Genomic DNA, 26,848 nt, shown 5'->3' on the forward strand with positions numbered 1-26,848 from the left:
TGGTCACGGGCGAAAAAGAGCTATCTGCGGCGGGCTGGGCCTGCGTGGCGCAGGGGTAGCAGCCACGATCGCGCGCGCGAACCTCACACGCGGCCGGCCGCCAGGACAGCGGCCAGACGGTCCAGGGTGTCGGCCAGTTCGGCGCGACCGTGGCGCTCGAGGGTCGCGGAGTACTCGGGTGTGATGTGGGGGCCGGTGAAGACCCCGCCGATGGTGAGGGTGGTGCCCTCGGGTGACGGGCGGAGCCAGTAGGTGAACTCGCTTCGAACGCCGCCGTTTCCGCTGCCCAGCAACACGATTCGGTAGGGCGCATCGAGGACCTCCACCACCCATTCGAGTTCGTCGTCCAAGCCCAGCAGGGCCACCCGCGAGACCAGGGTGGCGCCTTCGGTGAGCCGGTCCGGGGGTGGTTGAACGAAATCGCGATGGATGCTGAACCATTGAGCCCAGGTGGACGGCCGGATGATCGCGTCGAAGACCATCTCCGGGGTGCCGGGCATTTCCCTACTCGATACCAGGGATCCCATGGGGCGCCTTCCTTCCTGCACGCGGCGGACTACCGGGCCTGCCTGGAGAACACCGTCGCGGACAACCCGATTCCCTTGCCGCGGTGCGCAGTACGACCGGTCAGCCGCGCACGAGCCGGACGAACGCGGTCCATATCCCTCGCGCGCCGAGCAGGACCGTACCGAAAGCGCCCAGCACGACCAGGAATTCGAAGACGGTCAGTTCGGTCCCGAGGGTTGAGCTCAGCCGCTTCCAGATCGCCCCCGCACCTTCGTGGGGCGCGGGGGCGTCCGGCTCGCTGCCCCGAGTCAGGTGGAACCCGCGATCCGGCACGGTGGCGATCGCGAGATGTGGTCCGTTGCCGCCGTACAGCCGCGGCCGGGCCGGCGATCCCCCAGTACCGCCGGAACCGGACCGCGAACCGTCGATCCCGCGCCACGACAGGTTGTCGCATCTGCCCTGCATCTCGTCGTGCACGCCAACCTCCCATGTGCGCAGCGGCCGTGACCGACCGAGGTTATGTTACTACACATTCCGCAGGGTGATTCATTAAATCTCCACCTACAGACGATAAGTCGCGGCTATAAGTGCCCAGACATTCTTGCTATTCTCGCCTGCGGGACACGGCGGATCCGGCCGGGAGCACCCGCGAAACCCAGGCGCACTCCCGCCGCGACCGTCCGCAGCGCCACCCTGTCCGCTCGGCCCACCCGAACACCCAGCAGCTCCGCGACCCGCTCGTGTTGCATGGCCCGCACCGCCGCGGCCGGCAGGTTGCGCGCCAGCCAGGCATCGGGTCGCAGCACCTGCGCGGCAAGTACCTCACCCGCGGGCGTGAGCCGCAATCGTTCCGCGCAGGCCGACTCGAAGTACTCGGCGAAATCCGGCAGGGATCGAGGAAGGGCCCGATCACTGATTCCGTAGCCGCGATACCAATCGCAGCACTCCCGATAGAACTGTACGCGTTCGGATTCCGGAATCGGAGGGCCGAATATCGCGGCGGCGGTCAGTAGCGATTCGACATAGGTGGCGTGCTGAAACAGAAAAACCTCGGGATTGAGCGCGTGGTAGCGGGCCCCGTCGTCGCCGACACCCTTCACGTGCTCGTGCCCATTGCGAATCACCGCCGCCATGTCCCGATCCATGTGCGCCATATAGATCATCTGGTTGACGGTTCGCTTCTTGTGCTCCCACAACCGACTCGGCGCGTGCTCGGCCAATGCGGCCGCGATGACCGGATCCAGCACCTGCACCCCCAGTGCCCTGGGCAGCATCAGCAGGAATCTCCGATCACCCAGGTGCCTGCTCAGTAGCGGACCGACGCGCGACGGCTCGGGCACATTGCCTCCCCAACATGTGAATGGCTCATAACTTAAGACCCGGGAACCCGGTCGTCAACATGCCACCAGCTTGGATGATGCTGGGAAAGCCCCCGGGAGCCCGGTCGCGGAATGCGTCTTCACAAACGCAGAATTGTGAGTAACATACGCTGCTATGCCGCCTCGCGGGGAGCGCGAGGGGCAGGTGGCAACAGGAGCAACGACGCGACCACGCCGAGCCGGCGATCGCGCGCGTGCCCTCGAGGCCGGGCAAGTACGCGAAAGGACTGTGCCAGATGCTCAAGCGGCTGGATCGACTACTCAGCTATGAAATGAAGGTGTCGGAGTTCCTCGGCACGCTCATCATCGTGGGAATCCCCTACGGGCTCATCGGCGTCGTGTGGACGCTCACCCACACCTCACACCTGAAGCAGATGCACGGCGTCGACCTGGTCGTCTCGTTCCTGGGTTCGATCGTGTGCTGGCCCATCCTCACCTTCTCGAATGTGTGCATGACGTAGATGATGATCCTGGTCTGGCTCATCGACATCCTCGTGATCGGCGTGAAGATCCTCGGTGGGCGAACGAAAGTAAATCCGGTACTCCGCTACGGCCTGTGGCTGGCGGTGCTGAGCGCACTGGCCGCCGGCCTCGCCGCGGTCGGGTTCCTGCTCGTACTGCTGGAGCACCACTACTCCGAGCAGAGCTGAACGAGCACAACCTGCCTTCCTACAGCGAAGAATAGATAGTTACTTGACCGGTCCCGCATCCCCCGTAAGCCACGGATGCGGGCACCGCAAGCTCTCAATTGTGCAGCAAATAACCGCTTGATCTGCGGATACTCTCGTCTCATCGAGTCCGCCGAGCAACCACACCGAGCGTTCGCACACAAGAATGATCAGTTACTTATTACTTGTGTACCCGACACGCGGTGTGTAACACTTCACACGCTTCGAGCCATCGGGTGAGCCGTTCACGGTCCGTGGCGGCGATGAGCGGCAAGAAAGGATCGTCGACACGTGACTGCCACCTTGGACAAGAAGTCGACCGCCGAACCAATCCCTCCGGAACCCGGTGAGCTGGAGAAGCTTTCATCCACCGTGACCACGCTGTGGCGCAATCATCCACAGCGCTCACTCGAAACCCTGGGCCGCCAAGTCAGTTTGGCTCGGGACGCGTTCGTGCAATTGATCGTTTCATTGGTGCGCAGGCGATTTCCCTATCAGGAATTCATCAAGCAGTGCGCGTTCATGACCAGCGTCTCGGCGATACCGACTGTGCTGGTGGCGATTCCGGTCGCCGTGGTGGTTTCGATTCAGATCGGCGCACTGGTCAATCAGGTCGGCGCCACCACATTCATCGGTTCGGTGGCCGGACTCGGCGTCATCCGCCAGGGCGCGCCGCTGGTGACTTCGCTGATGATCGCCGGCGCCGTGGGTTCGGCGATCTGCGCCGACCTGGGATCACGGACCATTCGCGAGGAAATCGACGCCATGATGGTGATGGGCGTCGATCCGGTGCGCAGGCTCGTCGCACCCCGATTGCTGGCCGCGGTGCTGGTGAGCATGCTGCTGTGCGGCTTCATCGTCTTCGTCGGTTTCGCGACCGCCTACATTTTCAATATCTACGCCCAGTCCGGCACGCCGGGCTCGTTCATTTCCTCGTTCGCGTCCTTCGCGGTGTCGAACGATCTGGTGGTGGCGCTGGTGAAAGCGGCGATATTCGGCGCGCTGACCGCGATCATCGCCTGCGACATCGGATTACACGCGCACGGCGGTCCCGGCGGCGTCGCGAACGCGGTGAACGCGGCCGTGGTGACTTCGGCGCTCATGCTCTTCGCGACGAACATCATCATCACCCAGCTCTACAACACCATCCTGCCGACGAAGGTGATCTGAGGTGAGCAGCAGCTACACCCCGCCGGCCCTGCGGCCGGTGAAAGTGATCGCCGGTGCGGTCGCGGTTCCGGTGCAGGCCAATCAGCGCCTGGGACACCAGGTCTTGACCTTCTTCCAGGCCATGGGCGCGATTCCCTTCGTGCTCAAGCACTATCGCAAGGAAGTGGCGCGCCTGACCGCCGACGTCGGCTGGGGCAACGGGTCACTGGTGGTGGGCGGCGGCACGATCGGCATCGTGATCGCGCTGTGCGCGTTCGCCGGCATCACCGTCGGCATGGAGTCCTACAGCGCCCTGAACCTGCTCACCATGAGCCCGCTCACCGGCGCGATCTCCGGTTTCGCCACCACCCGTGAACTCGCGCCCATCATCGCCGCGCTGGCCTTCGCCATCCAGGCCGGATGCCGGTTCACCGCGCAGCTGGGGGCCATGCGCATCTCCGACGAGATCGACGCGCTCGAATCCATCGCCATCCGGCCGCTGCCCTACCTGATCAGCACCCGCATGATCGCGGCCACGCTGACCATCATCCCGCTGTACAGCGTCGGGCTGGCCGTGGCCTACCTGATCACCAAGCTCACCGTGCTGGTTCTGGGCGGCACCACCACCGGCACCTACGACCACTACTTCTACCAATTCCTGCTCGCCCCGGACGTGTTCTGGTCACTGCTGAAGGTCGTCGTCTTCGTCATGACCGCGACGTTCATCCAGTGCTACTACGGCTTCGTCGCCACCGGCGGCCCCGAAGGCGTGGGCGTGGCGGCGGGACGCGCGATCAAGATGGTCATCGTCGTCACGGTGTTCATCGATCTCTTTCTGACACTTGCGATCTGGGGAATCGACCCCGGCTTCCGGATTTCGGGGTAGCGGCACCATGATTCTCGATCCCAGCGGTCGCGGGCCCAGCGCCCGCGACCTGACCCTGGCGGGCCTGGCCATGCTGCTCGCCCTCGTCCTGGCGCTGCTACTGCTGGTCATGCGGTACAACGGGCGTTTCGAGGACAAGGTCCCGGTCACCGCTCAGCTCACCAGCACCGGCGACGGCCTGCCCGCCAACGCCGACGTGAAGTTCCGCGGCATCATCGTCGGCCGGGTGGTCGACGTCGAGATCGCGGCCAAGGGCGCGCGCCAGCAGGCCTCGATCTGGCTGAAACCCGCTCTGGCCGGGACGATTCCGGCCAACGTCACCGCGCGGGTCATCCCGAACAACCTGTTCGGCGTGACCGCGATCGAGCTGGTGGACAACACGCCCGCCGGCACCGACAAGCTGCGTTCGGGTTCGACCATCGCCGAGGACACCAGCGAGGCGACGATCCAGTTGCAGACCACGCTCAATGTGCTGCGCGACGTGCTGAACAACATCCAGCCCGAGAAGCTCGGCCGGGTGCTGGCGACGCTGTCCGCGGCGCTGGACCCGGGCTCCCGGGTACCGGGCTCGACGATCGAGCGGCTCGACAACTGGCTGACCGAGGTGCACGCCGTGCCCGGAATCGGCGGGATGCTCGGCGATCTCGGCCGCGCCGCCACCGCGCTGAGCCAGTCCGCCCCCGAACTGGTCGGCGTGCTGTCGGAGTCGGTGACCACGGCCAAGACCCTGACCGAACAGCGCGCGGCGATGGTCGCCCTGCTGACCAACGGCGGCAGCGCCATCGACACGGTGAACGGCCTGTTCGCCGCGAACCCCGACTCCGGCAAGTTCCTGGTCTCCGGCTTGAACGAGCTGTTCAGCAGTCTGGCCAAGGACCCGCAGGCCATTCCGTACGCGGTGAGCAATCTCAATGCCGCACTGGCGCAATTGCAGACGGTGTTCACCTTCGGGCCGAAGAAGCAGATGGTGTGGAAGATGGACGTCTCGCTGACGCCGTTCCAGCAGTACACCGCCGCGGACTGCCCGCGCTACGGCGATCAGGCCGGGCCGCGCTGCGGCGGGTCGACCGTGCCGGACGCCGCGCCGGTGCAGGAGTACCCGCAGCAGATGCTGCCGCAGCACCTGTCGGCCGCGGGTCCCGCCCCGGTGGCGACCCTGCCGACGGTGCCCGGTCTGCCGAGCCTGCCCAGCGCCCCGGCCGGAACCCAGTTGCTGCCTTCGATTCCGGGGCTGCCCGCCATCCCGGGCATCACCGCGCCGGCGTCCCAGCGCGTCCCCGCGGGCAACCCTGGCGAGCTGCGCGGAGATGCCGCGGTCGCGGCGATCGTGGGCGGCACGCCGAACATGGCACAGACCCTGCTGCTCGGTTCCGTGCTGCGCGGTGGGTACGTCGAGATCTCCGATGCGCCGGAAGGCGGTGCGTGAGTTATGAAAACGAAAAGAGCACTGATCGGATTCAGCCTGTTCGCGGTGCTGGCATCCGTGCTGACCTACACGATGTGGTCGACCCTGCACCGCTCGGTTCCCGGTGACACCCACAGCTATTCGGCAGTGTTCTCCGACGTGCTGGGGTTGCGCGTCGGTGACGACATCCGCATGGCCGGTGTCCGGGTCGGCCGGGTGGACAAGATCGACTTCACCGACGGGTACCGCGCCCGCGTGGACTTCCGCATCGAAGCCGATCAGCACCCGACCACCACCACCAAAGCCCTTGTCCGCTACCAGAATCTGATCGGCCAGCGCTATGTCGCACTGATGCCCGGCACGGACGCGGGATCGCCGATGCGGCCCGGCGACCAGATCCCGATCGAGCAGACCGAGCCGTCCTTCGACGTCTCCGCACTGCTGTCGGGGTTCGAGCCGCTGTTCACCGTGCTGCAGCCCGATCAGGTGAACTCGTTGTCCGAGACCCTGGTCCAGGCGTTGCAGGGCAACAACGTGTCCTTGAGCGCGCTGATCACCCAGGCAGCCGAACTCGCCGGCACCTTCGGCCAGCGCGACCAGATCCTGGGCGACGTGCTGACGAACCTCAGCAGCGTGATGGCGGGTCTGGCCAATCGCAGCGGTGAGCTGGAAACCCTGATCACCCAGACACGTTCGCTCATGGAGGGGCTCTACTCCCAGGGCGAGGCGCTCAAGGGGTCGGTGGATCAGATCGCCACGGCCACCGACTCACTGGTGCGGATCGTGACGATGGTCAAACCCGGCATGGCACGGGCGCAGAACGACGCCACCGACGGTGTGACGCTGCTGCTGCTCAACGGCGCGGCGCTGGACGAGGCGGCGGTGCAGTTGCCCGAGATGCTCAACTCCATCGCGCGCTTCTCCAGCTATGGCGCCTACGGCAACGCCTACCTGTGCCGCCTGGACGTGTCGCTGTGGGGCGTCCTGCTACCGCCGGGATTGTTCTCCCAGGTCGGCGGCGATTCGCAATCGGAGGTATGCCGGTGATTACGCGTGTGGGCGAGTTGATTTCCAGTGTGCTGACCAATAAGCACCTGCGCGCGGGGCTGCTGGCATCGGGTCTGGTCGTCGCGCTGCTGCTCGGCTCGATCCTGATCAAGCAGGCGCGCCTGGGCGACATCACGGTCGAGGCCGAGTTCGCGCAGGCCGCCGGCCTGCGGCCGGGCGCGACCGTCGACATCTCCGGGATCGAGGTCGGTCAGGTCGGCGCGGTGCGCCTCGAGGGCGACAAGGTCGTGGTCGACCTGCGAGTGCGGCACGACCTGAAGCTCGGACCCGATGCCCGGGCCGCGGTGAAGATGTCGACCATCCTCGGGCGGTTGCACATCGAGCTGACCCCGGGCGATGGAAAAGGGCTGCCGGGCAATCGCATTCGCATCGAGAACACCACCGTCCCGTACAACCTGAGCAAGGTGGTTCAGGATCCGAAATACTCGAACTCCTTCGAGCGCATCGAGGGCATCGACCCGCAGAAGCTGCGTGCGGCGCTGGACGCGGTGAGCGCGCAGATGGGCGAGTCACCCGAACTTGCGGTGCAGGCGCTGGACAGCATCGGATCGCTGGCCAAGGTCGTCAACGATCGGCGCGACGCGGTGGACACGCTGCTCAAGAGCATGGACACGGTCTCGCAGCTGGCCTCGGACAACCAGAACAGCGTGCTGTTGCTGCTGACCCAGGGCCAGGCGATCGGCAGCGCGGTGCAGAAGCGGCAGGACCTGCTGCGCCGGCTGCTGGACAATGTCGCCTCCCTCTCGCAGCTGCTGCAGGAGATGGGCGTCGAGAACAACGACAAGATCAGCCCGCTGATCACGGACCTGAACACCATGTCCGAGGGCCTCGAGAAGAACCGCGACAACCTGGACCGGCTCTACGAGATCATGCCGGTGACCCTGCGGCAGTTCAACAACGTGCTGGGCGACGGGCGGTACGGAAACGTGTACGCGCCGTGGCTGTTTCCGGACAACTGGCTGTGCTTCGCACAGGCGATTCAGGGGTGCAACTGATGAGAGGCCGTCTTACCGCCAAGCTGGCGACGCTGTGCTGCGCGGCGCTGCTGGCCACGGGCTGTTCCATGCTGCCGGACACCATCACCGGGGTTCCGAAGCAGTACCTGGGTTCGCAGATGCGGATCAGCGCGGACTTCGAGAACGTCGCCGGGCTCTACGCCGGCAACGAGGTCGCGGTGCTCGGCGTGCCGGTCGGCACCGTCCAATCGGTGACACCGCGCGGCAGCTACGTCGAGGTGGTGATGAGCATCGAATCCGATGTGAAGATTCCCGCCGACGCGATCGCCGCTCTGGTGAACCCCCAGCTGATCACCAACCGGCACGTCGAGCTCGCCCCCGCCTACAACGGCACCGGCGAGACCCTCGCGTCGGGCTCGCATATTCCGTTGCAGCGCACCAGAACTCCCGTCGAACTCGACCGCATTCTGGAGAATTTCGATCAGCTCGGCGCGGCGCTCAAGGGTGACAACGAGACCGGGCCGATGGCCAGCCGGGTGCTGTTCCCGCTGCTGAACGGCAACGGTGACCGGTTGCACGAGACGCTGGACGCGTTGTCCTCGGCCTTCGAGGTGACCATCGCCAACAAGGACCAGATCGCCAACACGATCGTCAAGCTGAACGACATCACCCAGATCATCGCCCAGAACGACCAGACCGTGCGCGATTTCAGCGGCACGCTGACCCAGCTGGTGGCGCTGCTGGGCGAGCAGTCCCCCGGCCTGCAGGCGGTGCTGACCCAGCTCAACGATTTCGTCAACAACACCTCCGCCCTGGTCGGGAACAACCGGGATCAGCTGGCGGGGGCGATGACCCGATTCGTGGGCATCACCGAGCAGATGCGCGCCAATGCCCGCGGACTCACCGAGATCGTGGACGTGGGGCCGCTGATGTTCCAGAACCTGGCCAACGCCACCAGCGTCGAGCACCGGGCGCTGCGCCTGCACGGCCTGCTGGACAAGTCCGTGGTCGACGGCGAGATCCTGTCGACGTTCTGCGAACGGATCCAGTTGCGCCTGGACGGCTGCCGCACCGGCAAGGTCGCCGACATGGGCCCCGATTTCGGTCTGACCGCGGCCCTGCTCGGTATCACGGAGAAGAAATGATCAGACTCACCAGAACCGCCGCGGCCCTGGGCATCACGGCCGCGACCATGATCGGCACCAGTGGCTGCGCGGTGACCCTGAGCAGCATGCCGATGCCCAAGCCGGGCATCGGCGCACCCGGGTACACCATTCACGCGAGCTTTCGCGATGCCCTGAACCTGCCCGATCGCGCGCACGTGAAGATCGGCGGCACCGACGTCGGCGTCGTCACCAACATCACCTCGACGAACTTCATCGCCGACGTGGAAATGCTCATCCGCGAGGACATCCCGCTGCCGCGGGGTACGACCGTCGAACTGCGGCAGGCCACGCCGCTGGGCGACATGTTCGTCGCACTGGCCCTGCCCTCGAAGCAGGACTCGGGTGAGCTGCTGCGCGAGGGCGACACCATCGGCACGGACCGCACGGCCGCCGGCGCGTCGGTGGAGCAGCTGATGATGTCGATCTCGATGCTGATCAACGGCGGTGGCATCAACCAGGCCGCGCGCATCACCTCGGAGATGAACTCCATGTTCGCCGGGCGCGGCCCGCAGCTGGCGCATCTGCTCACCGAGATGACCAGCGTCATCACCGCCCTCAACCAGCGCACCGGCGATCTGGACAACGTGTTGGGCGGACTCAATGTGCTGACCGGCGAATTGGCTTCGCGCAAGGCCGAATTGGGGCAGGCAGCCGATACCTTCCCGGAACTGATCGGACTGTTCACCGAGAACAATCAGCGGATCGTGGATCTGCTGACCAAGGTGTCCACCACGATGGCGGCCCTGAAGGACTTCAGCGACACCAGCGGCGACGACTTCGTCGGGCTGTTCGACAGCATCCAGCAGCTCATGGCCGCGTTCGCCCAGTCCGGCGAGCTGACCCCGATGCTCAGCGGGCTGAACACCGTCGCGCCGCGCGTGGTCGCCAGTATGCGCGGACCGACGCTCGCGGTCTCGGCGATCGTCTCGTACCTGAGCGTGGGCGCGATCACCGATCCCACCGGCAGCCGACTGCCCGAAGTCGGTGACGTACCCGCCTTCATCGGCAGCTTCGTCCAGGTGCTGGAGAAGGTCTTCGGGCGACTCACCAGCCCGGTACAGCCGGTGCCCGCCGCACCGGAACAGCAGGACGCGGGCCAGGAGGGACCACGATGAATCCCCCACTGTGGCAATGGTTGCTGCGCCGGCGCATCTTCGTCGCCAATATCGGCCTGGTGGTCGTGCTGGTCGCCGGTTGCGCCTATCTCGGCACCAGCGTGCTCCGGTTCAATCCGGTACCGCACACCTATTCGGTGACCGTGCTGCTGGTGTCCTCCGGCGGCCTGGTCGAAGGCAACGACGTGTCCTTCCGCGGCGCCCCGGTGGGCCGGGTCTCCACCATCCGGGTCGAGGGCGACGGCGTCGCAGCGGTCGCCGAGATCGAAGACACCGTCCGAATTCCCGAGGGCGGCACGGTCGCGGTCGGCCGGCTCTCCGCCGCCGGTGAGCAGTTCCTGGATTTCCGGCCCGACTCCGATTCGGCGCCCTACCTGCGGGACGGTGCGGTCGTGGAACGGGCGCGCACCTCGACTCCCGTCCAGATGCAGTCCGTGCTGTCCAACCTGGCCGGATTCATCGGGGGTATGAACCCCGACCGGCTCACCGTGATCGTGGACGAACTGGACAAAGCACTGGCCGGCGGTCCGGACAAGTTGCGCAACATGATCTCCGGTTTGAGCCGGGCGATGTCCGGGCTGAACGATCTACTGCCGCAAACCCGGCAGCTGTTGCAGAACTTGATCGTGATCGGGGAGACGACCTCGCACGCGCAACCGGATCTGGGCACCATCACCTCCGCGGGTACCGCGTTGTTCGCGCAGTTCACCGCGGCGGACGCCGAGCTGCGCGCATTCCTGGAGAACGGTCCGGGGCAGCTGTCCACGATCGGCGGGTTCATCAGCGAAACCCAGGACCCCATCACGAATCTGGTGACGAACTTCGTCGCGATCACCAAGGCGGCGAAACTGCGGGCGCCCGCGATCACGGCCCTGTTCCCGGCCCTGCGAGCGGGGTCGGAGGCGGTCGGCATCCCCGCCCACGACGGCGCGTACCACACGCTGGTCGATCCGTGGCCGCGCCCGTGGTGCGAGTACGAGACCATCCCGGTAGCGCCCTCGCAGATCCAAACCGACACGCGGGTAAGGCTTTACAACTACTGCGTCACCAGCAATCCCGCCCTGCAGATTCGCGGCTCGGCCAACGCGCCGCGTCCGAACGTGCCCGACAACGGCGCGAACCCACCGCCCGGCGCGGACCCGAACGCGTTGTCCCAGCCCGTCCCGGGCAGATAGGAGAGCTCCATGAGCGAGAGTGAAGCCGTTCCCGAGAAAACCGTGCTCGCAAAGGCCGGCGATGAGCAGTCCGCGCAGGAGAGCGTCGAGGCCACGGAAACGCCTGCGTCCCAGCCCGATCAGGCAGAGGTGGAGTCCGAGGCGAACACCGAGGCGGAGTCCCGGCGCAAGCGCGCCTTTCCCTGGACCGTCCCGGCCCTGGGCCGGACCGGGCGCATCGCCGCGGTCGCCGCGGTGGCGCTCACCCTGGTGACCTCGGTCGGATCCAGCGTGTTCCTGTACCAGCGCAACGAGCACCACAAGGACCTGCTCGCGGCGCACGAGGCCGCGCGCGAGGCCGCTTGCAAGTACGCGCCGGTGCTGGTCACCTACGACGCCAAGCACCTGGATGCCTACTTCGCCGCCGTGCTCGACGGCGCCACCGGCGACTGGCGCAAGCAGTTCGACTCCACCAGTAAGGATCTGCGCGAGGTGCTCGTGCAGGGCGAGGTGACGGCCAAGGCGGACGACGTGCAGTGCGCGATCCGGACCGGTGACGAGAATTCCGCCGAGGCGGTCGTGGTCATCGGGCAGACGATCACCAGTCTGGGCACGAAGGGCCAGCCCGCGCCGGGGCAATTGTCGATGATTCTGTGGCTGGAACGGTCGGGTGACAAATGGATGGTCAACAAGGTGAACTCGCCGTTGGCGCAACTGCCCCAATCGTGAAGCCCGCCCGGGCCGCGGCGCCCGAACCCGGGGCCCGGGTGATCCGCCGCCGCCCCAAGAACCGGCGCAGTCAGATCGCCGAGGTCGCGGCCACGGCCTTCGCCGAACTCGGCTACCACGGGGTGAGCATGGAGGACATCGCCGCTCGCCTCGATGTCAGCTCCGCCGCGCTGTACCGGCACTACCCCAGCAAGCACGCGCTGTTCGCGGAGGAGTTGCTGCGCCTGGGCGCGGCGACCGTGGCCGCGGCGACCCTGCCCCCGGCGGCCGCGAGCTGGCCGCCGGACCGGCGGTTGGACCTGGCGATCGAGGGCATCGTCTCGGGCACGATCGCGAACCGGCCCACGGTCGCGCTCACCCGCTGGGAGACCCGGTACCTGGCCGAGCCCGAAAGGCTCACTCTCGAAAGGTGTTTCGCCACCGCCATCACGCTGCTGAGCGGTTTGATCGGTGAGGTGCGGCCCGAACTGACCGACCGTGAGCGCCGGGTGCGCGCGGTGGGGATGTTCAGCGCGGTCAGCAGTGTCGGTGATCATCGGGCGGTGCTGGCGGTGAAATCGATGAAGGCGCTGCTGAAGTCGATGTGCTGGACGATGGCGACCATGGAACTGCGCACGCCGCCCCCGCCGGCGGCCGTGACGCAGGCGCCGGTGCGGGCGGGTCTCAAACACGAATTGCTGCTGCAGCAGGCGATTCACCTGTTCTACGAGCGCGGCTATCCGAACGTGACGGTCGAGGACATCGCGGCGGCCTCGGGCCTTCCCGCCGCGTCGGCGGTGTATCGCTACTTCCGCGGCAAGGGGGATCTGCTGACCGCCGCCTTCCGGCGGGTGTCGGATCGCATGTCCGTCGCCATCGGCGCGGCGATCACCGATACGGCGGGCCCGGCCGAAGCGCTCTCGGCGCTGGTGCGGGTGTACGCCACGGGCGCGTTCGCGGATCGGGAATTGGCGTACGTGTACTACGCCGATTTCAGCCATCTGCCGCCGGAAGAGCTCACGCCGCTGACCACCGTGCACCGTCTCGTGGTGGACGAGTGGGCGCGGCTGCTGCTCGCCGTCCGTCCGGAACTGACTCAGGCCGAGGCGCAGATCCTGGTCCACGCGACGCTGGGCATGGTGGTGGACTACGGCCGGGTGTTCGGCGACGACGAACGGGCCTGCCCGCTGCCGTGGGTCATCGAGTTGATGCGGTCCGCGCTCTTCGGCCGCGGCGAACCGGCTTCTCCCGGTGTGCGAACGTAGGCTGGGCGGCAGCATTATGTTATTGCAGCTTCCAATACCCTGATCTTGGTCAATTGAAACGCGTTCTCGAGTGTTTTCTAGCTCTAGCTGCTTCAATGTGGGCTACACATCGTCACATTCGCCGAGAACGCTACACATATGTGATCTAAAGTTCATTCCTGGATCGATTCCTCTCGGAGCCGGAAACGGGGCTCTCATTCGGTTACCATCGCGTGCATGACAGCGGGTGCCGATCGCAAGATCCAGGAGGTTCCAGCGGCTGCCGAACAGCCCAGGCCGGTGCGCCGGCGACCCAAGAACCGGCGGGCGATGATCGCGGCCACCGCCGCCGAAGCCTTCAGCACCCTCGGGTACCACGGCGTCAGCATGGACGACATCGCCGCGCGGCTGGACATCAGCTCCACCGCGCTCTACCGCCACTACCCCAGCAAGTACGCGCTGTTCTGCGAGGAGACACTGCGACTGGGAACCGTGTGCGCCCAATCGGTCCGGCTCTCGGCCGAGGAGTGCGAGCGGCCCGTGGCCGACCGCGCGAACCTGACCTTCGACGCGCTGCTGAGCGCCTCGATCGCCAATCGCCGGGGAGCTTCGCTGCTGCGCTGGCAGGGCCGCTACCTCCAGCCCGAGGATCGCCTCGCGCTCAGCGCCGATCTGGCGGCCGTGCACACCGCGGGCAGGTCCCTGCTCAGCGGCTTCCGGCCGGAGCTGGACGAGGACGACAAAGCCGTTCTCGCGCAGGCCCTGTTCAGCATCATCGGCAGCCTGGGCGATCACCAGGTGAACCTGCCGGTCAAGACCATGAGCCGCAGGTTGCGCGCCGCGGCGATCGCGGTCGCGCACTGCGACCTTCCCGCACAGCAGGCCGGCGTCGCGAATCAGCAGGCCGAGACGCCCTCGACCTTCACGCCGGAACTGCTACTGCGGCAGGCGATCAAGCTCTTTCACGAACACGGCTACCCCAATGTCAGCGTGGAGGACATCGCCGTGGCCGCGCAGCTGCCGGCGCCCTCGGCGGTGTACCGGTACTACCGCAGCAAGGGCGACATCCTCACCGCGGCTTTCCGGCGCGCGGCCCGGCTGGTGTCCGACGCCATCGGCCCGGCGGTCGCCGCGTCCGACTCCCCCCAGCAGGCGCTGAACCGGCTGATCGAGCTGTATGTCGAGGGATCCTTCGCCGACCGGGAGCTGACGTTCGTGTACTACGCCGAGATCGGCAATGTCGATCCCGCCGAGCGCACCCTGCTGCGCAATATCCAGCGACTCAACGTGGAGGAATGGGCCAAGCTGCTGGTGGCGGCGCGACCGCAGCTCGCGCCGCAGGAGGCTCGGCTGCTGGTGCACACCGCGCTCACCCTCGTGGTCGATCTGGGCCGGCGCTACGGGTCGGCGAATCCGGCGTGCTCCAGATCCCGTGTGGCACACCTGATGCGCGCGATTCTGTTCGGTCGCGAGGCCTGATCGACTCGATTCCGCTTACGCGCCGACCGCCTCTTCCAATGCGCCCAGGGCGTTGTCGAGGTGGTCGAGCAGTCGTGGCAGATCCGGCACCGAACGCCGGCAGCCGACGATGCCGAAGTCGAGGTTGTCGGCGTTGGTCGCCACGGTGATGTTCAGGGCCTGGCCTTCGAACGGGATGCCGAGGGGGAAGTTGCCGTCCAGTCGTGCGCCCCGGCAGTACAGCGCTTCGGTCGGCCCGGGCACGTTGGAGATGATGATGTTGAACGGAACCCGGGGCAGCAGGTGGAACCCGGGAATCTGGACGACTCCCAGCGGGGCCAGCAGTGCCGCCGACAATGCCAGCGCCTGAGTTCTGCTGAGCTGAGCCAGGATTCGCTTCCCCGCGGCGGTGGATTCGCTGATCAGGCGAATGCGTTCGGCCGGATCCTCGACGTGCGTGGCCAGATCGGCCAGGATCATGCCCAGCACGTTGCCGCCGGCGTCGGCCTGGTCGGCGCTGCGCATGGCGACCGGCACCATGGCGGTCAGCGGCCCGTCGGGCAGCGCGGATCGCTCGGCCAGGTAGGCACGCAGCGCGCCCGCGCACATGGCCAGCACGACGTCGTTGACCGTGGATCCGGTTGCCTTGCGCACCAGTCGAATTCGTTCGAGCGGCCAGGAGCCGACCGCCACCGTGCGGGCGCCGCCGATGGGGACGTTGAGCATGGTCGGGGCGGCGGTCATCGGCAGCGTAAGCGGTTCGGAGAGCACGGTATTCGCGACACGGGCCAGGGCCGGGAGCGCGGTGCGCACCTCGTTCAGACCCTCCCGCAGCAGGTTCAGGGCCGTCGCGGCGGTCGATGCCGGCGCCGAGTCGCGCCGGGGCCCGGCCGGACCCCAGGGCACCGGCAGCCTGGTGTCCGCGGGGTCGGTGCTCAGCGTGCGGTGCAGCAGGCGGCGACCGCTCATGCCGTCGATGAGGGCGTGATGGAGCTTGAGGTAGACCGCGAACCGGCCGTCGGCCAGGCCGTCGATCAGGTGGGCTTCCCACAGCGGGCGATGCCGGTCGAGTAGATCGCCGTGCAGCCGGGACACCAGGGTGAGCAGTTCGCCGAGCCCGCCGGGGGCCGGGAGCGCCGAGCGCCGCAGGTGGTGGTCCAGGTCCACGCGGGTGTCGCGGTCCCAGGTGAGGTTGGTGAAGAAGCCCAGCGGGCGGCCCGGGCGTTTGCCGAACATGGGCTGCACCGCGCCTTCGGCGATCATGCTGCCGAACAGTGCGGTCGCGAAATCGCCGGGGGCGTCCGCGGGCGGCTCGTAGAGCTGAATCGCGCCCAGATGCATGGGATGTTCTCGGGTTTCACCGGCCAGGAACACGGTGTCGAGCGGGCTCAGGAACTCCATCGCACATCTCCTCGGGCAGTTAAGTTTGTCTTGACTCTGATGTTGATCGGCGACGCTGCCTTTCGATGTAAACGAAAACAACTATTGCACAGCCTTTTTCACATGCACATGTGATAGTAAGTTACTGTCAATTCTCCTTAAGGCCCTTGCACGACAGGACCGGCTGTGCCATAGTCCATGGCTATCGGCCAGGGGGTGGCCATCCGTGAGTCGCTGCCTGCCGTTGATCGTGAACGCTCGAGTGCGCCGATCGCCGCTGTTGCCGACGGCCCGAAAGGAGAACTCCCATGCCCAAGGTGCAATTGGCCGGAGCGACAGTGCTACTCACCGGCGCGACCGGCGGCATCGGCCGCGCGATCGCCCGCGAACTCACCGCGCACGGCGCGCGACTGGTGCTCACCGGGCGACGCGCGGGCGCATTGCACTCGCTCGCAACGGAATTCGATGCGCAGGTGATCACGGCCGACCTGGCGCAGCCGGGCGCGGCCGCCCGGCTGCGCGATGCCGCGGGTCCCGTCGACGTGCTGATCGCCAACGCCGGCGTCCCGGCGGCGGGGCGGCTGCGCGAGTTCACGCCGGAGCGGATCGAGATGGCCGTCGGGGTGAATCTGCGCGCGCCCATGACGCTCGCGCACGCCTTCGGCGCGGCCATGTGCGAACGCGGCGACGGGCATTTGGTTTTCATGGGATCGATCGCGAGCCAGCTGCCCGCACCGTGCGCCAGCGTCTACAACGCGACGAAGTTCGGATTGCGCGGGTTCGCGCTGGGCCTGCGCCACGAAATGGGCGAACACGGGGTCGGGGTGTCGATCGTGGAGCCCGGTTTCATCAGGTCCGCCGGGATGTTCGCCGACAGCGGGACCTCGCTGCCACTCGGAATCCGCACCCTCGCACCCGAACACGTCGCCGCGGCGGTGGTGCGCGCGATTCGCGACGACGTCGACGAGATCGTGGTCGCGCCCTTGGAATTGCGACTGGGCGCGATGATGGGGTGCCTCGCGCCCGGCCTGCTGTCGCCCATCCAGCGCCTGATCGGCGCGGACAAGGTCAGCAGCGATTTCGGCGCGAGCTTCGCGCGCGGTTGATTCCCGCGCGGTGTCGCGCCTCGGCCCGCGCGAAACGCGAGTGGGCGCCCCGTCCGTCGACGGGACGCCCACCGGTCATCCGGCGTTCGGCCGGACGCTCAGATCAGCGCCTTCTGCTTGCGGATGCGCCGCTGCACGTCCCGCATCATCGTCTTGGTGCCGGAGAAGCGAATGAACTTGGGAATGAAGCGGTTGACGAAACCGACGAACAGGAACAGATTCTCGAATCGCCGCTGATCGGTCTCGGTCCACGGCACGCCCATGAGCTCGCGGAAGTGCGGGGCCAGGAAGCCCGTGGTCAGGAAGCGCAGCAGGCCGCCGAACATGATCCGCAGGTACCAGTGGATCATGCGCAGGTGCACCAGGTCGTCGATCATCTTGGCGACGTCGGCGTCCAGCGACAGTTGCGCGCAGGCCTCGTTCCAGTAGGTGTCGAACTCGGCGCGGCTCTGCGGCCACATCGCCTCGCGCACCTGCAGGGTGGTGCCCAGGGTCGACGAGGTCGAGTAGAACGACTCGGCCTGTTCGGCGTCCATCTTGCCGTGCAACAGCTGGTACGAGTCCTCGAAGCCGATGTAGATGCTGGCCGCGACCCACATCTGCAGTTTGGGATCGAAGGCGTTGTACTTGACCGCCGCTCCCGGCGCGGATCGCACCTGCCGGTGCGCGACGTTGACCGCCTCCCGGAACTCTTCTTTCTCCGCCGGCGTCCCCAGAATGGCCACCGCCAGATAGGAAGCCGTGGTCCGCAACCGCTTCCACGGATGCACCATGAGCGCCCCCGACTCGACGGTGCTCTCCACGACCCCGCGCCCGACCCCGGGCGAGGACAGCTGCATGGCCACGTTCGCCGCGGCCCCCGCGAACTGCCAGAAGTCGAGCGCGTCGTGCAGCTGCGGCGGCTTCTTGGTCGCCGACCGATGAATGGCCGGGATATGGATGCGGGTCTGCTCGGTGGTCAACCGCACCCGCCCCGCGTCGGGTTCCCCGCCGACAAGGGCGAATCGGTTCTTCACCTCGGGCTCGCGGTGCGGTCCGGACAGGGAACTCGGGTCAGGAGCAGCAGTCATGGGTCTCATCCCTCGATAGCGCGGCGCGGGTAGATCATGCCGCACAGGGACACCGATCCGCCGACGCGATGAAACGCCCACATATCTCCCCCTCCGCGACGGTGCGTACAAGCAAGAATTGTCATTAACTTAACTGGAGATGAGTCAGCAGTCAATGACGAAATGTGACCTCTTCCACTCGACGGAGCCCGGGTGTCCGTGCAGCGAAGTAGGATTCAGCAGTAACATACTTGCCCCGAACCCACGGGCAGTATGTTGAGACTTCCACCGCGAACAAGTCACTGACCAAGGGGGATCCGATGGTGGTGACCGTCGCCGAAGTGGAGCGAGGGCTGCGGCAGGTCGATCACGAGTCCCGGATCGTATCGCTGGTGGATTCCGATTCTCCGGACCTGGCAACGGTTCCCGATCAGTGGCGAGACATCACCGACGCAACCACCTCGCAGGCCCGCTGTCTGGCAGCGTTGCGCCTGTGGAACACCGCCCTCCTCGAGTTCGTTCCCGATTTCGCGGCACACCTGCGCGCAGAGCTCGCGGACGTGCGGATCGGCCGCTTGGACCACGAGTGGGTACTGGTCTACGCGCTGGAGCACTTCGATGATGCACAGCGGTACGTGCTGTGCTGGATAGGCTGGGACCCGGCGACTTTCGGCGAGTCGGCACCACCACAGTGGGACGGTGTTCCGCAGCCGCTGCGGACGTTCCTGCACGAGGTGCATGCCGGATTCACCGCTCCCGACGAGATGTCCTTCGGCCCCGTCCAGCCACGGCGTATGGGTACCTTCGCCGAGATGAACGGTTGCCCGGACGGGGTACCGGAGTGGACGGACGTTCCCGATTCGACTCGCCTGCTCCCCCTGGTCACCACCTACAGCCGAGTACACGGCTGTGTGTCGTCCGACCTGGCGCCCGGCGACGGCGTTGTGCTGCACAACTTCGCTCTCGATCCACCGGAGCCGGTCGGGCCCATGCTGGACCACCTCCTCTGCGTCCGTTTTGCCGTGGCCTATCAAGAAGACACGGATTGAGAGGAATCGGAGTGCCACCCCGTGCCCGTACGCCGGACCCGGCCGAGGCATGCCGTGAATCGCCCGATCAGAAGACGTAGGCGCAGGACTGGGCGGCGCAGGGCGGGCGGGGGCGGCGGGCCGACTTCAGGATGTTGTTGGCTTGCAGGAGGTCTCGGACCTGGCGGCGCAGGCGCAGGAGCTCGGCGCGTTCGGTGGGTGAGAGGTCCGTGGCGCCGGAGCGGGCGCGTTGGGCCAGGGCCGCTTTCACCCAGACGCGGAGGGTTTCGTAGTGGACGCCTACCTGGGGGCCTATCGCGCGGGCGGCGGCGTAGGGGGTGGTGAACTCGTCGAGGGCCTCCAGGGCCAGGCGGACGGCTTGCTCTCGGACCTCGGTCGGATAGCGCCTTGTCATGGTGGTGACGTCTTCCTCGAGCGGGACACACACCGGCCGGCGAACCCGGCCGGTGTGGGCGCCAACCGAGGTTGCCGGAGGTGGATCGGTGAGCACGGTGGCCGTTGTTCTCGCACACCAGCGGACATGGTTGTCCGGTTACTGGTTGGTAGTTTGAACGCGCGCACCGCACTTCGTCAATACCCGAGGGCGCGTGTCACGCCGCGGCTGTGCTGAACCGCTTATCGGTGAGTGTGCGCAGGTTGCGCAGGAATCTGCGGAAGGTCAGATTCATGACGGGGGCGAACAGGCGCAGCGAGATATCGGTGGGTTTGTCACCGCTCATGGCCAGGGTCCAGGTGAGGCGGCAGCCCGTGGCCGTGGGGACGATCCGGTAGTCCTCGGCGAAGGCGGTGATGCCGCTGGTGCCGGACTCGTTGAAGCGGAACGCCATGTGGGTGTTGGGATTCCAGGCCAGGAACTCCTCGTTGCCGACCATGCCGGCCCGCATCCGCACGGTGCGGGTGGTGCCGACGCCGTGCGGAGCCGGACTGGTCCAGGTGACGCCGGTGATCACCGACGCCCACAGCGGCCACGAGTCGGCCTCGGCCAGGACCTCGAAAACCTGTGCGGGGGTGACGTTCAACTCGACGGTGTTGGCGAAGCGATGCGGCGCGGTGGCGATGAAGGTCAGATCGACGGGGCGGCAGGGGTGCAGGGTGCCCATGGGGATTCCTCCGGGGGTGGGGTTCAGGACAGGATGCGGCGGAGCAGGCGGGTGCCGAAGCCGACGCGGATCAGATCGTCGAGATCGCGGGTCGTCTTGGCGGTGTAGGGATACCAGATGCTTTCGCGCTTGGGCTGCCAGCGGTCCAGCAGCACCGGCTGGGCGTGGGTGAAGCCGCGCAGCGCGTACACGCCGTTGACCTGCCCCAGGCCGCTGTCCTTGCGGCCGCCGAACGGCGCTTCGGGACAGCCGTAGATGACCCCGGCGTCGTTGTGCACCACCGATCCGGTGGTCAGGCGGGCGGCGATGCGGCGGGCGCGCGCACGGTCCCTGGTGAAGACCGACCCGCTGAGCCCGTAGCGGCAGTCGTTCGCGAGCCGGATCGCTTCCTCTTCGTCCCGGACCCGGACGATGGCCGCGACGGGGCCGAAGGTCTCCTCGGACATGATCTTCATGCCGTGGTGGACGTCGACGAGCACGGTCGGCTGGAAGTACAAACCGTCGCCCTCACCCACGTCGCCGCCGACGAGCACTTGCGCGCCTCGATCTTTCGCGTCCTTGATGTGCCCGGCGACCAGGTCCCGCTGCCGATCCCAGAACAGCGGCCCCATATCTTGGTCGCCCGGCCCGTAGGTGATCTCGGCGGCCTTGCGGGTGACGAGTTCGATGAATTCGTCGGCAACCGACTCCACGACGTAGATCCGTTCGACGCTCATGCACACCTGACCGGTGTTGAACATCGACAGGTACACCGCACCGCCCGCGGCGCGCTCGAGATCGGCGTCGGCGCACACGATCATGGCGTCCTTGCCGCCGAGTTCGAGCGAACAGGGGACGAATCGTTCCGCACATCGGCCCGCGATCTTGCGCCCGGTGCCGACGCTCCCGGTGAAACACACCTTGTCGATATCGGCATCGACCAGTGCGGCACCGGTTTCCCCGTCACCGTGCAGCACCTGCACGACGTCGGCCGGCACTCCGGCCTCATGCAGGACCCGCGCCACCCACTCCCCCGAGCGCGGCGTGACCTCGGACGGCTTGAAGACCACGGCATTGCCCGCCAACAGCGCCTGGACAACGGGATTGAGCGTGAGCACGAACGGCGCGTTCCAGGGGGTGATCACCGCGATCACGCCCAGCGGCTGATACTGCATGTAGAGCTGTTTGAACGGGCGCAGGTACCCGTGCAGGCGCTGGCGATGCGGGCGCAGGGTGCGGTGCGCGCGCGTGGCCCAGTAGTTGAGGAAGTCGCACGAGGGCACGATCTCCACGCCGAGCGCTTCGACCCGGGGCTTCCCGGTCTCGAGGGTGATGGTGTCGGCGATCTCGGCGCGACGCGCGCTGATCACTCCGACCGCCTTGCGCAGTATCACGGCCCGCTCGGCGATACTGCGTGCGGCCCAATCGATCTGGGCGGCCCGAGCGCGCTCGACCGCCGCGCGTACCTCGGCCGCACCGTCGACGAGCAATTCGTCGATCGGGCGGCCGTCCACCGGGCTGTGCAGCGCCAGCCGGCGCCGGTCACCGTCCGGGTTCGCAACGGCACTGACGATGGCCATGTCGGCTCCTTCTACGGGGCGGCGCCGAGCCGCGATCCGACCGGCGCACAGGGTGTTTCGCTGAGCTGCCCGCACCAGCGGCGGGCCGCTCAGCGCGGGTCGGTCAGCTTGCGCAGTTCCTCGATCGACCACGGCGGCTCGCTCGCGTGATCGCGGTAACCCAGCATCGCCATGCCCGGCCGTTCGAACTTGCCGACGAAACCACCGGCGGCGATGAAGATTTCACCGGTCACCTCCTTCGCGGCCTCGGAGGCGAGGAAGAGATACAGCGCCGCGGCGTACTCGGTCGGCGGGGCGTCCAGGGAGCCCCGCATGCTCACTTCGTCCAGCAGCCCGCGCCGATGCAGCGTCCGAATGTGCTCCTCGTACTCCGGACCGGTCGAGAGCCTGGTCTTGGCGCCCGGGCAGACCGTGTTCACGCGAACCCCCGACTCCCGCAACTCCGCCGCCAGCGCCAAACTCAGACTGGCGACCGCGCCCTTGCCCGCGGGATAACCGGTGCCGCCGTAGTCGCCCAGGTAGGCGAAGGATCCGGTGTTGACGATCGATCCGCTCCCGCGCGCCGCCATGAGCGGCGCGACCGCGCGACAGGTGTTGAACACCGTGGTCAGATGCGAATCGAGCAGCTCGCGCCACTGGTCGGTGGTGACGTTGAGGATCGAGGAACCGGGCGGTTCGGCGATGCCCGCGCAGTTCACGAGCACATCGACGCCGCCGTAGGACCGCTCGCAGGCCGCGACGAGTTCGGCGGCCACGCTCTCGTCGGCGGCCGAGCCCGCGACCCCGACGGCGCGGCCGCCATCGCTCACCACGGATTCCGCCGCGAGGTGCACCGCGTCCGGATCACGCGAGTTGATGACCACGCCCGCGCCGTGCGCGGCCAGCGCCCGCGCGACGGCCAGGCCGACACCGCTGGCGCCGCCCACGACCACGGCCGCGCGGCCCGCGAGTGGATGTTCTTCGGGCATGGTGCGAGATCCTCACTGCCGCAACGCGGCACGACGTGTCGAACGAGTGTGTCCTACGGCAGGTCCATGGCGGTCAGTTTCGCGCTGAGCCGGTCCAGGTACGCCAGCACGTCCTCGGTGGACTTGTCCGGCAGGCCGTAGATCACGTCGGTGACCCCGTCTTCGGACCAGCGCACGAGTCGGTCCCGGTCCGGTTTGAAGTCCAGCGCCAGCACGCGGGGCTTGCCCTCACGCCCGGCATCGGCCCAGATCTTGTGCAGCAGTGCGATTCTGGCCGAGATATCGGTTTCGGTCGGGGTGGTGATCCAGCCGTCGCCGGTGCGGGCGATCCATTCGAAGGTCTTCTCGGTGCCCGCGGCTCCGATCAGCACCGGGACATGCGCCTGGGCGGGTTTGGGCCAGGCCCAGCTGGGCCCGAAGTTCACGTACGACCCGGCGTAGCTGGATTCCTCGCGCGTCCACAGCTCGCGCATGGCCTCGATGTACTCGCGCAGCACGGTGCGCCGCTTGTTCGGCGGCACCCCGTGATCGGCGAGTTCGTCGGTGTTCCAGCCGAATCCGGCCCCGAGGGTGACGCGCCCGCCGGAGAGGTGATCGAGGGTGGCGATGGTCTTGGCCAGGGTGATCGGGTCGTGCTCGACCGGCAGGGCCACCGCGGTCGACAGCTCGATCGTCTCGGTGACCGCGGCGGCCATGGCCAGTGACACCCACGGGTCCAGGGTGCGGGTGTAGCGGTCATCGGGCAGCGAGGCGTCGCCGGTTCCGGGGTGCGCGGCTTCGCGTTTGACCGGGATGTGGGTGTGCTCGGGGACGAAGAAGGACCGGAAACCGCGTTCCTCGGCGGCCTTGGCCGCGACCGCGGGGGTGATGCCGCGGTCGCTGGTGAACAGTACGACTCCGAATCGCATACGGGGCCTACCTCTTTCGTGAGTGCGGTGCGGTGGTCACCGGGCGGCGGCGCGACCGGCGCGCCGGCCGTAGAAACTGCTGTCGCCCAGGGACGCGCCGCTGGCGTAACCGCCGGTGCAGATCCCCGCGGTGCAGCGCCCGGCGGCGTACAGGCCCGGAATCGGAGTGTTCGTCAGGTCCAGGACCTGCCCGTCGAGATCGGTGCGCAATCCGCCCAGGGGGAACCCGGCGGTGAACCCGCGCATGTCGAACGCGGCCACCGGGGATCCGATCGGGGTCAGCCATTCGGACTTCTTGCCCTGGACCGGATCTGCGCCCCCGGCGGCGTGCTCGTTGTACGCGGACACGGTGTGCTGCAACGAATTCGCGGGCAACCCCATCTCGCCTTCGAGTTCGGCGACCGTCTCGGCGACCCAGGTCGGTTGCTGGCGGAAGAACGGGGTGGCCGTGGTGGTCTTCGATCCCGCGTCGTGCGCGGCCTCGTCGATGACCAGGAACGCCTTGTTGTCCTGCTCGATCAGGGCGGCCTGCCCGATCCGGCCCGGATAGGTGTCCTCGGCGATGAACCGCTGCCCGTCCCCGTTCACCAGGATGCCGCGGGCCAGCAGCTGCGGGTCCCCGAAGAACGCGACCTCGGTGGCGTCCATGGCCTCGACCTGCGCACCCACGGCCTGTGCGACGAGGATGCCGATGCCGTCGTGTTCTTCGATCGCCGCCGCGGGCCGCCCGATCAGGCGCGGCGCGTGCGCGGCGACCATGTCCTCGTTGTAGGCGAAGCTGCCGGTGGCCAGCACGACGCCGCGCCGGGCGGCGACCGCCAGGTCCTGACCGTAGCGCCGGGCGGCGATGCCGGCCACACGCCCGTCCTCGTCCACGATCAGCCGCTGCAGGCGCAGGTCGTATTCGATACGGACACCGAGCTTTTCGGCGGTCTCGACGAGCGGCTTCATCAGCATGTAGCCGCCGCCGCGCTCACCGGTGCGCTTGTTCTGCATCTGCGGGACGTGGCCCCGCGGGGCCGGGGGCACGAGGGTGTGGAAGGGCGCGGCGTTCTCGCCGCCGGAGTACATCAGGCCCTGGTCCTGCGGCGGCTCCCAGCCGGGCTCGCCCCAGAACTCCTCCTTGAAGTGGACGCCGCAGTCGGTGAGCCAGTGGTAGTGCTCGACGCTGCCGCGACAGTAGTCCGCGATGCGCGCCGGGTCGGCCTGCTCGCCGACAGCGGCGAGCAGGAAGCTCTCCATCTGCTCGGGGCTGTCCTCGAATCCGAGTGCGCGCTGCAGCGGTGTGCCGCCGCCGAGGTAGACGAATCCACCCGCCAGGGCCGCCGCGCCACCCCAGCCGCCGGTGCGTTCGAGCACGAGCACATCCGCCCCGGCGCGGGCGGCCTCGATGGCCGCGCACACCCCGGCGATGCCGTAGCCGGCGATGACGACGTCGGCGGTGGCGGACCAGTCGGTGATGTCCGAACTGCGCAGTGGGTCAGCGGTTGTCGCGTCCGCGGTCATGAGTTCTCCGAGGTGAGTGCCGGCCTCGCGACGCCGAGTCCGGCGGCCAGGTTGTCCAGTGCGATCCGGGTCAGCGGCAGGTCGACCCCGAGGCGGTCGCCCAGATCCGCGGCCAGGGACAGATCCTTCTCTCCCAGGTTGCGGACGTGGCCCAGGATGGGGAACCAGAAGTCGTCGGGATCGATCGGTGCGGTGGTGTCGCGCAACATGATCGAGCCCGCACCGCCGGTGATGGCGTCGGAATGGCGCACGATCTTGCCCAGCGCCGAGAGATCGAGTCCGGCCGCCTCGGCCAGACGCTGCGCCTCGGTGGCCGCGGTGAACGACACGAAGTGCAGCAGGTTGCGGGCCAGCTTCATGCGCGTGCCCGTGCCGACCGGCCCGGTGTGCACGAGCCGATCGGAGAAGCAGGCGAACGGCTCTCGAATGGCGGCCAGGGCCGCATCACTCCCGCCGGCCATGACCGCGAGGCTGCCGCGCTGCGCCGCGCCCGCGCCACCGCTGACCGGCGCGTCGACGAATTCCACCGCGTGCTCGGCGCACACCGCGGCCAGTTTCTCCGCGGTCTGATCGCTGATGGTCGAGTGCACCGCGATGACGGTGCCCGCCACGGCGGTGCGCAGGATGCCCTGCGGACCGGTGAGGACCTCGGTGACCTGTGCGTCGTCGATGACGGTCACGCAGATCACCCGGGCGTGCTCGGCCAGCTCCGCCGGAGTGCTCGCGGCCCGCGCGCCGGCCTCGGTGAAGGGGGCGGTCGCCTCGGGGCGCACGTCGCAGACGGTCAGCCCGCCCGGCCAGGCCAGCAGCCGGGTGGCGATCGGAGCGCCCATATTGCCGAGGCCGATGAACCCGACCGGCGCGGGAGCCGATTCACTCGTCATCGAATGACCTGCCCGCCATCGATATTGAAGATCTGCCCGGTCACCCACGACGCGTCATCCGACAGCAGATACAGGCACGCCCCCACCAGATCCTGCGGGGTACCCATCCGCTTGAGCGGCAACCGCTTGACCATGTCCTCCACGATCACATCCGGAGTCACGTTCTTCGTCGCATCGGTATCGATCGGACCCGGCGCGATCGCGTTCACCCGAATGTTCGCCCCGCCCAACTCGGTAGCCAACTGCTGGGTCAGCCCGTTCACCCCGACCTTGGCCAACCCGTAGAAGCTCGAGTACGTCCACGCGGCAGTCGAGGACTGGTTCACGATCGAACCACCACCCGCCTTACGCATGTGCTTCCACACCGCCCGGGTCACAATGAGCGCGCCGTCCATGTTCACGCTCATGAACTTCTTGTAGTAGTCCCAGTCGACACTGAGCAGCAGATTCAGCTTCATATCGCCGTAGATCGCGGC

28 protein-coding genes are annotated in these 26,848 nt (G+C 67.4%); 15 read left to right on the plus strand and 13 right to left on the minus strand.

Annotation, left to right across the window (positions count from 1 at the left end; all coding sequences use genetic code 11):
* Window positions 1–83: 83 nt before the first annotated feature.
* From ACFVBH_RS27430 to ACFVBH_RS27440, 3 genes are all read right to left on the minus strand, one after another.
* The gene (locus ACFVBH_RS27430) at window positions 84–527 is read right to left on the minus strand and encodes an SRPBCC domain-containing protein (RefSeq protein WP_354984890.1); all 444 of its coding nucleotides are present in this window, start codon (window positions 525–527) and stop codon (window positions 84–86) included.
* Window positions 528–627: 100 nt separating this feature from the next.
* Window positions 628–984, minus strand: a complete 357-nt coding sequence (locus tag ACFVBH_RS27435; protein WP_379005829.1) for a hypothetical protein — start codon at window positions 982–984, stop codon at window positions 628–630.
* Between the two features lie 104 nt (window positions 985–1,088).
* Window positions 1,089–1,847, minus strand: a complete 759-nt coding sequence (locus ACFVBH_RS27440; protein WP_379005831.1) for an oxygenase MpaB family protein — start codon at window positions 1,845–1,847, stop codon at window positions 1,089–1,091.
* A 275-nt stretch (window positions 1,848–2,122) separates the two neighbouring features.
* Between ACFVBH_RS27440 and ACFVBH_RS27445 the strand changes: the two genes are divergently transcribed.
* The 13 genes from ACFVBH_RS27445 (at window position 2,123) to ACFVBH_RS27505 (ending at window position 14,884) form a co-directional block, all read left to right on the plus strand.
* Complete coding sequence (locus ACFVBH_RS27445) at window positions 2,123–2,347, plus strand: hypothetical protein (protein ID WP_354984893.1); 225 nt, start codon at window positions 2,123–2,125, stop codon at window positions 2,345–2,347.
* The gene (locus ACFVBH_RS27450; RefSeq protein ID WP_354984894.1) at window positions 2,348–2,536 is read left to right on the plus strand and encodes a hypothetical protein; all 189 of its coding nucleotides are present in this window, start codon (window positions 2,348–2,350) and stop codon (window positions 2,534–2,536) included. It begins immediately after the preceding gene.
* Window positions 2,537–2,884: 348 nt separating this feature from the next.
* A complete protein-coding gene (locus ACFVBH_RS27455) occupies window positions 2,885–3,724 on the plus strand; it encodes an MlaE family ABC transporter permease (RefSeq protein ID WP_379005907.1) in 840 nt (279 codons plus the stop codon).
* 1 nt (window position 3,725) lies between these two features.
* Window positions 3,726–4,589 (plus strand): ABC transporter permease, encoded by an 864-nt coding sequence (locus ACFVBH_RS27460; RefSeq protein WP_354984895.1) that lies wholly within the window; start codon window positions 3,726–3,728, stop codon window positions 4,587–4,589.
* Between the two features lie 7 nt (window positions 4,590–4,596).
* Window positions 4,597–6,015, plus strand: a complete 1,419-nt coding sequence (locus ACFVBH_RS27465; protein ID WP_379005834.1) for an MCE family protein — start codon at window positions 4,597–4,599, stop codon at window positions 6,013–6,015.
* A gap of 3 nt (window positions 6,016–6,018) precedes the next feature.
* Window positions 6,019–7,041, plus strand: coding sequence for an MlaD family protein (locus tag ACFVBH_RS27470; RefSeq protein WP_354984897.1), 1,023 nt, complete (start codon window positions 6,019–6,021; stop codon window positions 7,039–7,041).
* Window positions 7,032–8,057 carry an MCE family protein gene (locus tag ACFVBH_RS27475; protein ID WP_379005837.1) on the plus strand — a complete coding sequence of 342 codons (1,026 nt, stop codon included), beginning with the start codon at window positions 7,032–7,034 and terminating at the stop codon, window positions 8,055–8,057. Before ACFVBH_RS27470 ends, ACFVBH_RS27475 begins: the two co-directional genes overlap by 10 nt.
* Complete coding sequence (locus ACFVBH_RS27480) at window positions 8,057–9,163, plus strand: MCE family protein (RefSeq protein ID WP_354984899.1); 1,107 nt, start codon at window positions 8,057–8,059, stop codon at window positions 9,161–9,163. Before ACFVBH_RS27475 ends, ACFVBH_RS27480 begins: the two co-directional genes overlap by 1 nt.
* Window positions 9,160–10,299 carry an MCE family protein gene (locus tag ACFVBH_RS27485; protein ID WP_379005839.1) on the plus strand — a complete coding sequence of 380 codons (1,140 nt, stop codon included), beginning with the start codon at window positions 9,160–9,162 and terminating at the stop codon, window positions 10,297–10,299. The genes ACFVBH_RS27480 and ACFVBH_RS27485 overlap by 4 nt, the downstream gene beginning before the upstream one ends.
* Window positions 10,296–11,474, plus strand: a complete 1,179-nt coding sequence (locus ACFVBH_RS27490) for an MCE family protein (protein ID WP_379005841.1) — start codon at window positions 10,296–10,298, stop codon at window positions 11,472–11,474. Before ACFVBH_RS27485 ends, ACFVBH_RS27490 begins: the two co-directional genes overlap by 4 nt.
* A 9-nt stretch (window positions 11,475–11,483) precedes the next feature.
* Window positions 11,484–12,182 (plus strand): hypothetical protein, encoded by a 699-nt coding sequence (locus ACFVBH_RS27495; protein ID WP_379005843.1) that lies wholly within the window; start codon window positions 11,484–11,486, stop codon window positions 12,180–12,182.
* Window positions 12,179–13,426, plus strand: a complete 1,248-nt coding sequence (locus tag ACFVBH_RS27500; RefSeq protein ID WP_354984903.1) for a TetR family transcriptional regulator — start codon at window positions 12,179–12,181, stop codon at window positions 13,424–13,426. The genes ACFVBH_RS27495 and ACFVBH_RS27500 overlap by 4 nt, the downstream gene beginning before the upstream one ends.
* Window positions 13,427–13,642: 216 nt before the next feature.
* Window positions 13,643–14,884, plus strand: a complete 1,242-nt coding sequence (locus ACFVBH_RS27505; protein WP_379005846.1) for a TetR/AcrR family transcriptional regulator — start codon at window positions 13,643–13,645, stop codon at window positions 14,882–14,884.
* Between the two features lie 15 nt (window positions 14,885–14,899).
* Here the strand turns inward: ACFVBH_RS27505 and ACFVBH_RS27510 are convergent, their stop codons facing one another.
* Window positions 14,900–16,264, minus strand: a complete 1,365-nt coding sequence (locus tag ACFVBH_RS27510; RefSeq protein ID WP_379005848.1) for a wax ester/triacylglycerol synthase family O-acyltransferase — start codon at window positions 16,262–16,264, stop codon at window positions 14,900–14,902.
* A 287-nt stretch (window positions 16,265–16,551) separates the two neighbouring features.
* Between ACFVBH_RS27510 and ACFVBH_RS27515 the strand changes: the two genes are divergently transcribed.
* Window positions 16,552–17,349 (plus strand): SDR family NAD(P)-dependent oxidoreductase, encoded by a 798-nt coding sequence (locus ACFVBH_RS27515; protein ID WP_354984906.1) that lies wholly within the window; start codon window positions 16,552–16,554, stop codon window positions 17,347–17,349.
* A gap of 98 nt (window positions 17,350–17,447) precedes the next feature.
* Here ACFVBH_RS27515 and ACFVBH_RS27520 read toward each other — a convergent pair whose 3' ends face one another.
* Window positions 17,448–18,419, minus strand: coding sequence for an oxygenase MpaB family protein (locus ACFVBH_RS27520; RefSeq protein WP_354984907.1), 972 nt, complete (start codon window positions 18,417–18,419; stop codon window positions 17,448–17,450).
* 299 nt (window positions 18,420–18,718) lie between these two features.
* Here ACFVBH_RS27520 and ACFVBH_RS27525 point away from each other — a divergent pair, with 299 nt between their 5' ends.
* The gene (locus tag ACFVBH_RS27525; RefSeq protein WP_379005851.1) at window positions 18,719–19,447 is read left to right on the plus strand and encodes a hypothetical protein; all 729 of its coding nucleotides are present in this window, start codon (window positions 18,719–18,721) and stop codon (window positions 19,445–19,447) included.
* A gap of 67 nt (window positions 19,448–19,514) precedes the next feature.
* Here ACFVBH_RS27525 and ACFVBH_RS27530 read toward each other — a convergent pair whose 3' ends face one another.
* The 8 genes from ACFVBH_RS27530 to ACFVBH_RS27565 form a co-directional block, all read right to left on the minus strand.
* Window positions 19,515–19,841: a transposase gene (locus ACFVBH_RS27530; protein WP_379005854.1), complete on the minus strand. Its 327-nt coding sequence runs from the start codon at window positions 19,839–19,841 to the stop codon at window positions 19,515–19,517.
* Window positions 19,842–20,037: 196 nt separating this feature from the next.
* Entirely contained in the window at window positions 20,038–20,547 is a 510-nt protein-coding gene (locus tag ACFVBH_RS27535) for an SRPBCC family protein (RefSeq protein ID WP_354984912.1), read from the minus strand.
* A 23-nt stretch (window positions 20,548–20,570) separates the two neighbouring features.
* Window positions 20,571–22,106 carry an aldehyde dehydrogenase family protein gene (locus ACFVBH_RS27540; RefSeq protein WP_379005856.1) on the minus strand — a complete coding sequence of 512 codons (1,536 nt, stop codon included), beginning with the start codon at window positions 22,104–22,106 and terminating at the stop codon, window positions 20,571–20,573.
* Window positions 22,107–22,195: 89 nt separating this feature from the next.
* On the minus strand, window positions 22,196–23,074 hold the full coding sequence (locus ACFVBH_RS27545) for an SDR family NAD(P)-dependent oxidoreductase (protein WP_379005858.1): 879 nt from the start codon (window positions 23,072–23,074) through the stop codon (window positions 22,196–22,198).
* A 53-nt stretch (window positions 23,075–23,127) separates the two neighbouring features.
* Window positions 23,128–23,982, minus strand: coding sequence for an LLM class F420-dependent oxidoreductase (locus tag ACFVBH_RS27550; protein WP_379005860.1), 855 nt, complete (start codon window positions 23,980–23,982; stop codon window positions 23,128–23,130).
* Between the two features lie 36 nt (window positions 23,983–24,018).
* Window positions 24,019–25,488 (minus strand): FAD-dependent oxidoreductase, encoded by a 1,470-nt coding sequence (locus tag ACFVBH_RS27555; RefSeq protein WP_379005862.1) that lies wholly within the window; start codon window positions 25,486–25,488, stop codon window positions 24,019–24,021.
* Window positions 25,485–26,372 (minus strand): NAD(P)-dependent oxidoreductase, encoded by an 888-nt coding sequence (locus ACFVBH_RS27560; RefSeq protein WP_379005864.1) that lies wholly within the window; start codon window positions 26,370–26,372, stop codon window positions 25,485–25,487. Before ACFVBH_RS27560 ends, ACFVBH_RS27555 begins: the two co-directional genes overlap by 4 nt.
* On the minus strand, window positions 26,369–26,848 hold a 480-nt coding region (locus ACFVBH_RS27565; RefSeq protein WP_379005866.1), incomplete at its 5' end, for an SDR family oxidoreductase. The genes ACFVBH_RS27565 and ACFVBH_RS27560, both read right to left, overlap by 4 nt.

This window comes from Nocardia sp. NPDC057668 (assembly GCF_042799795.1).
Classification (GTDB): Bacteria; Actinomycetota; Actinomycetes; order Mycobacteriales; family Mycobacteriaceae; genus Nocardia.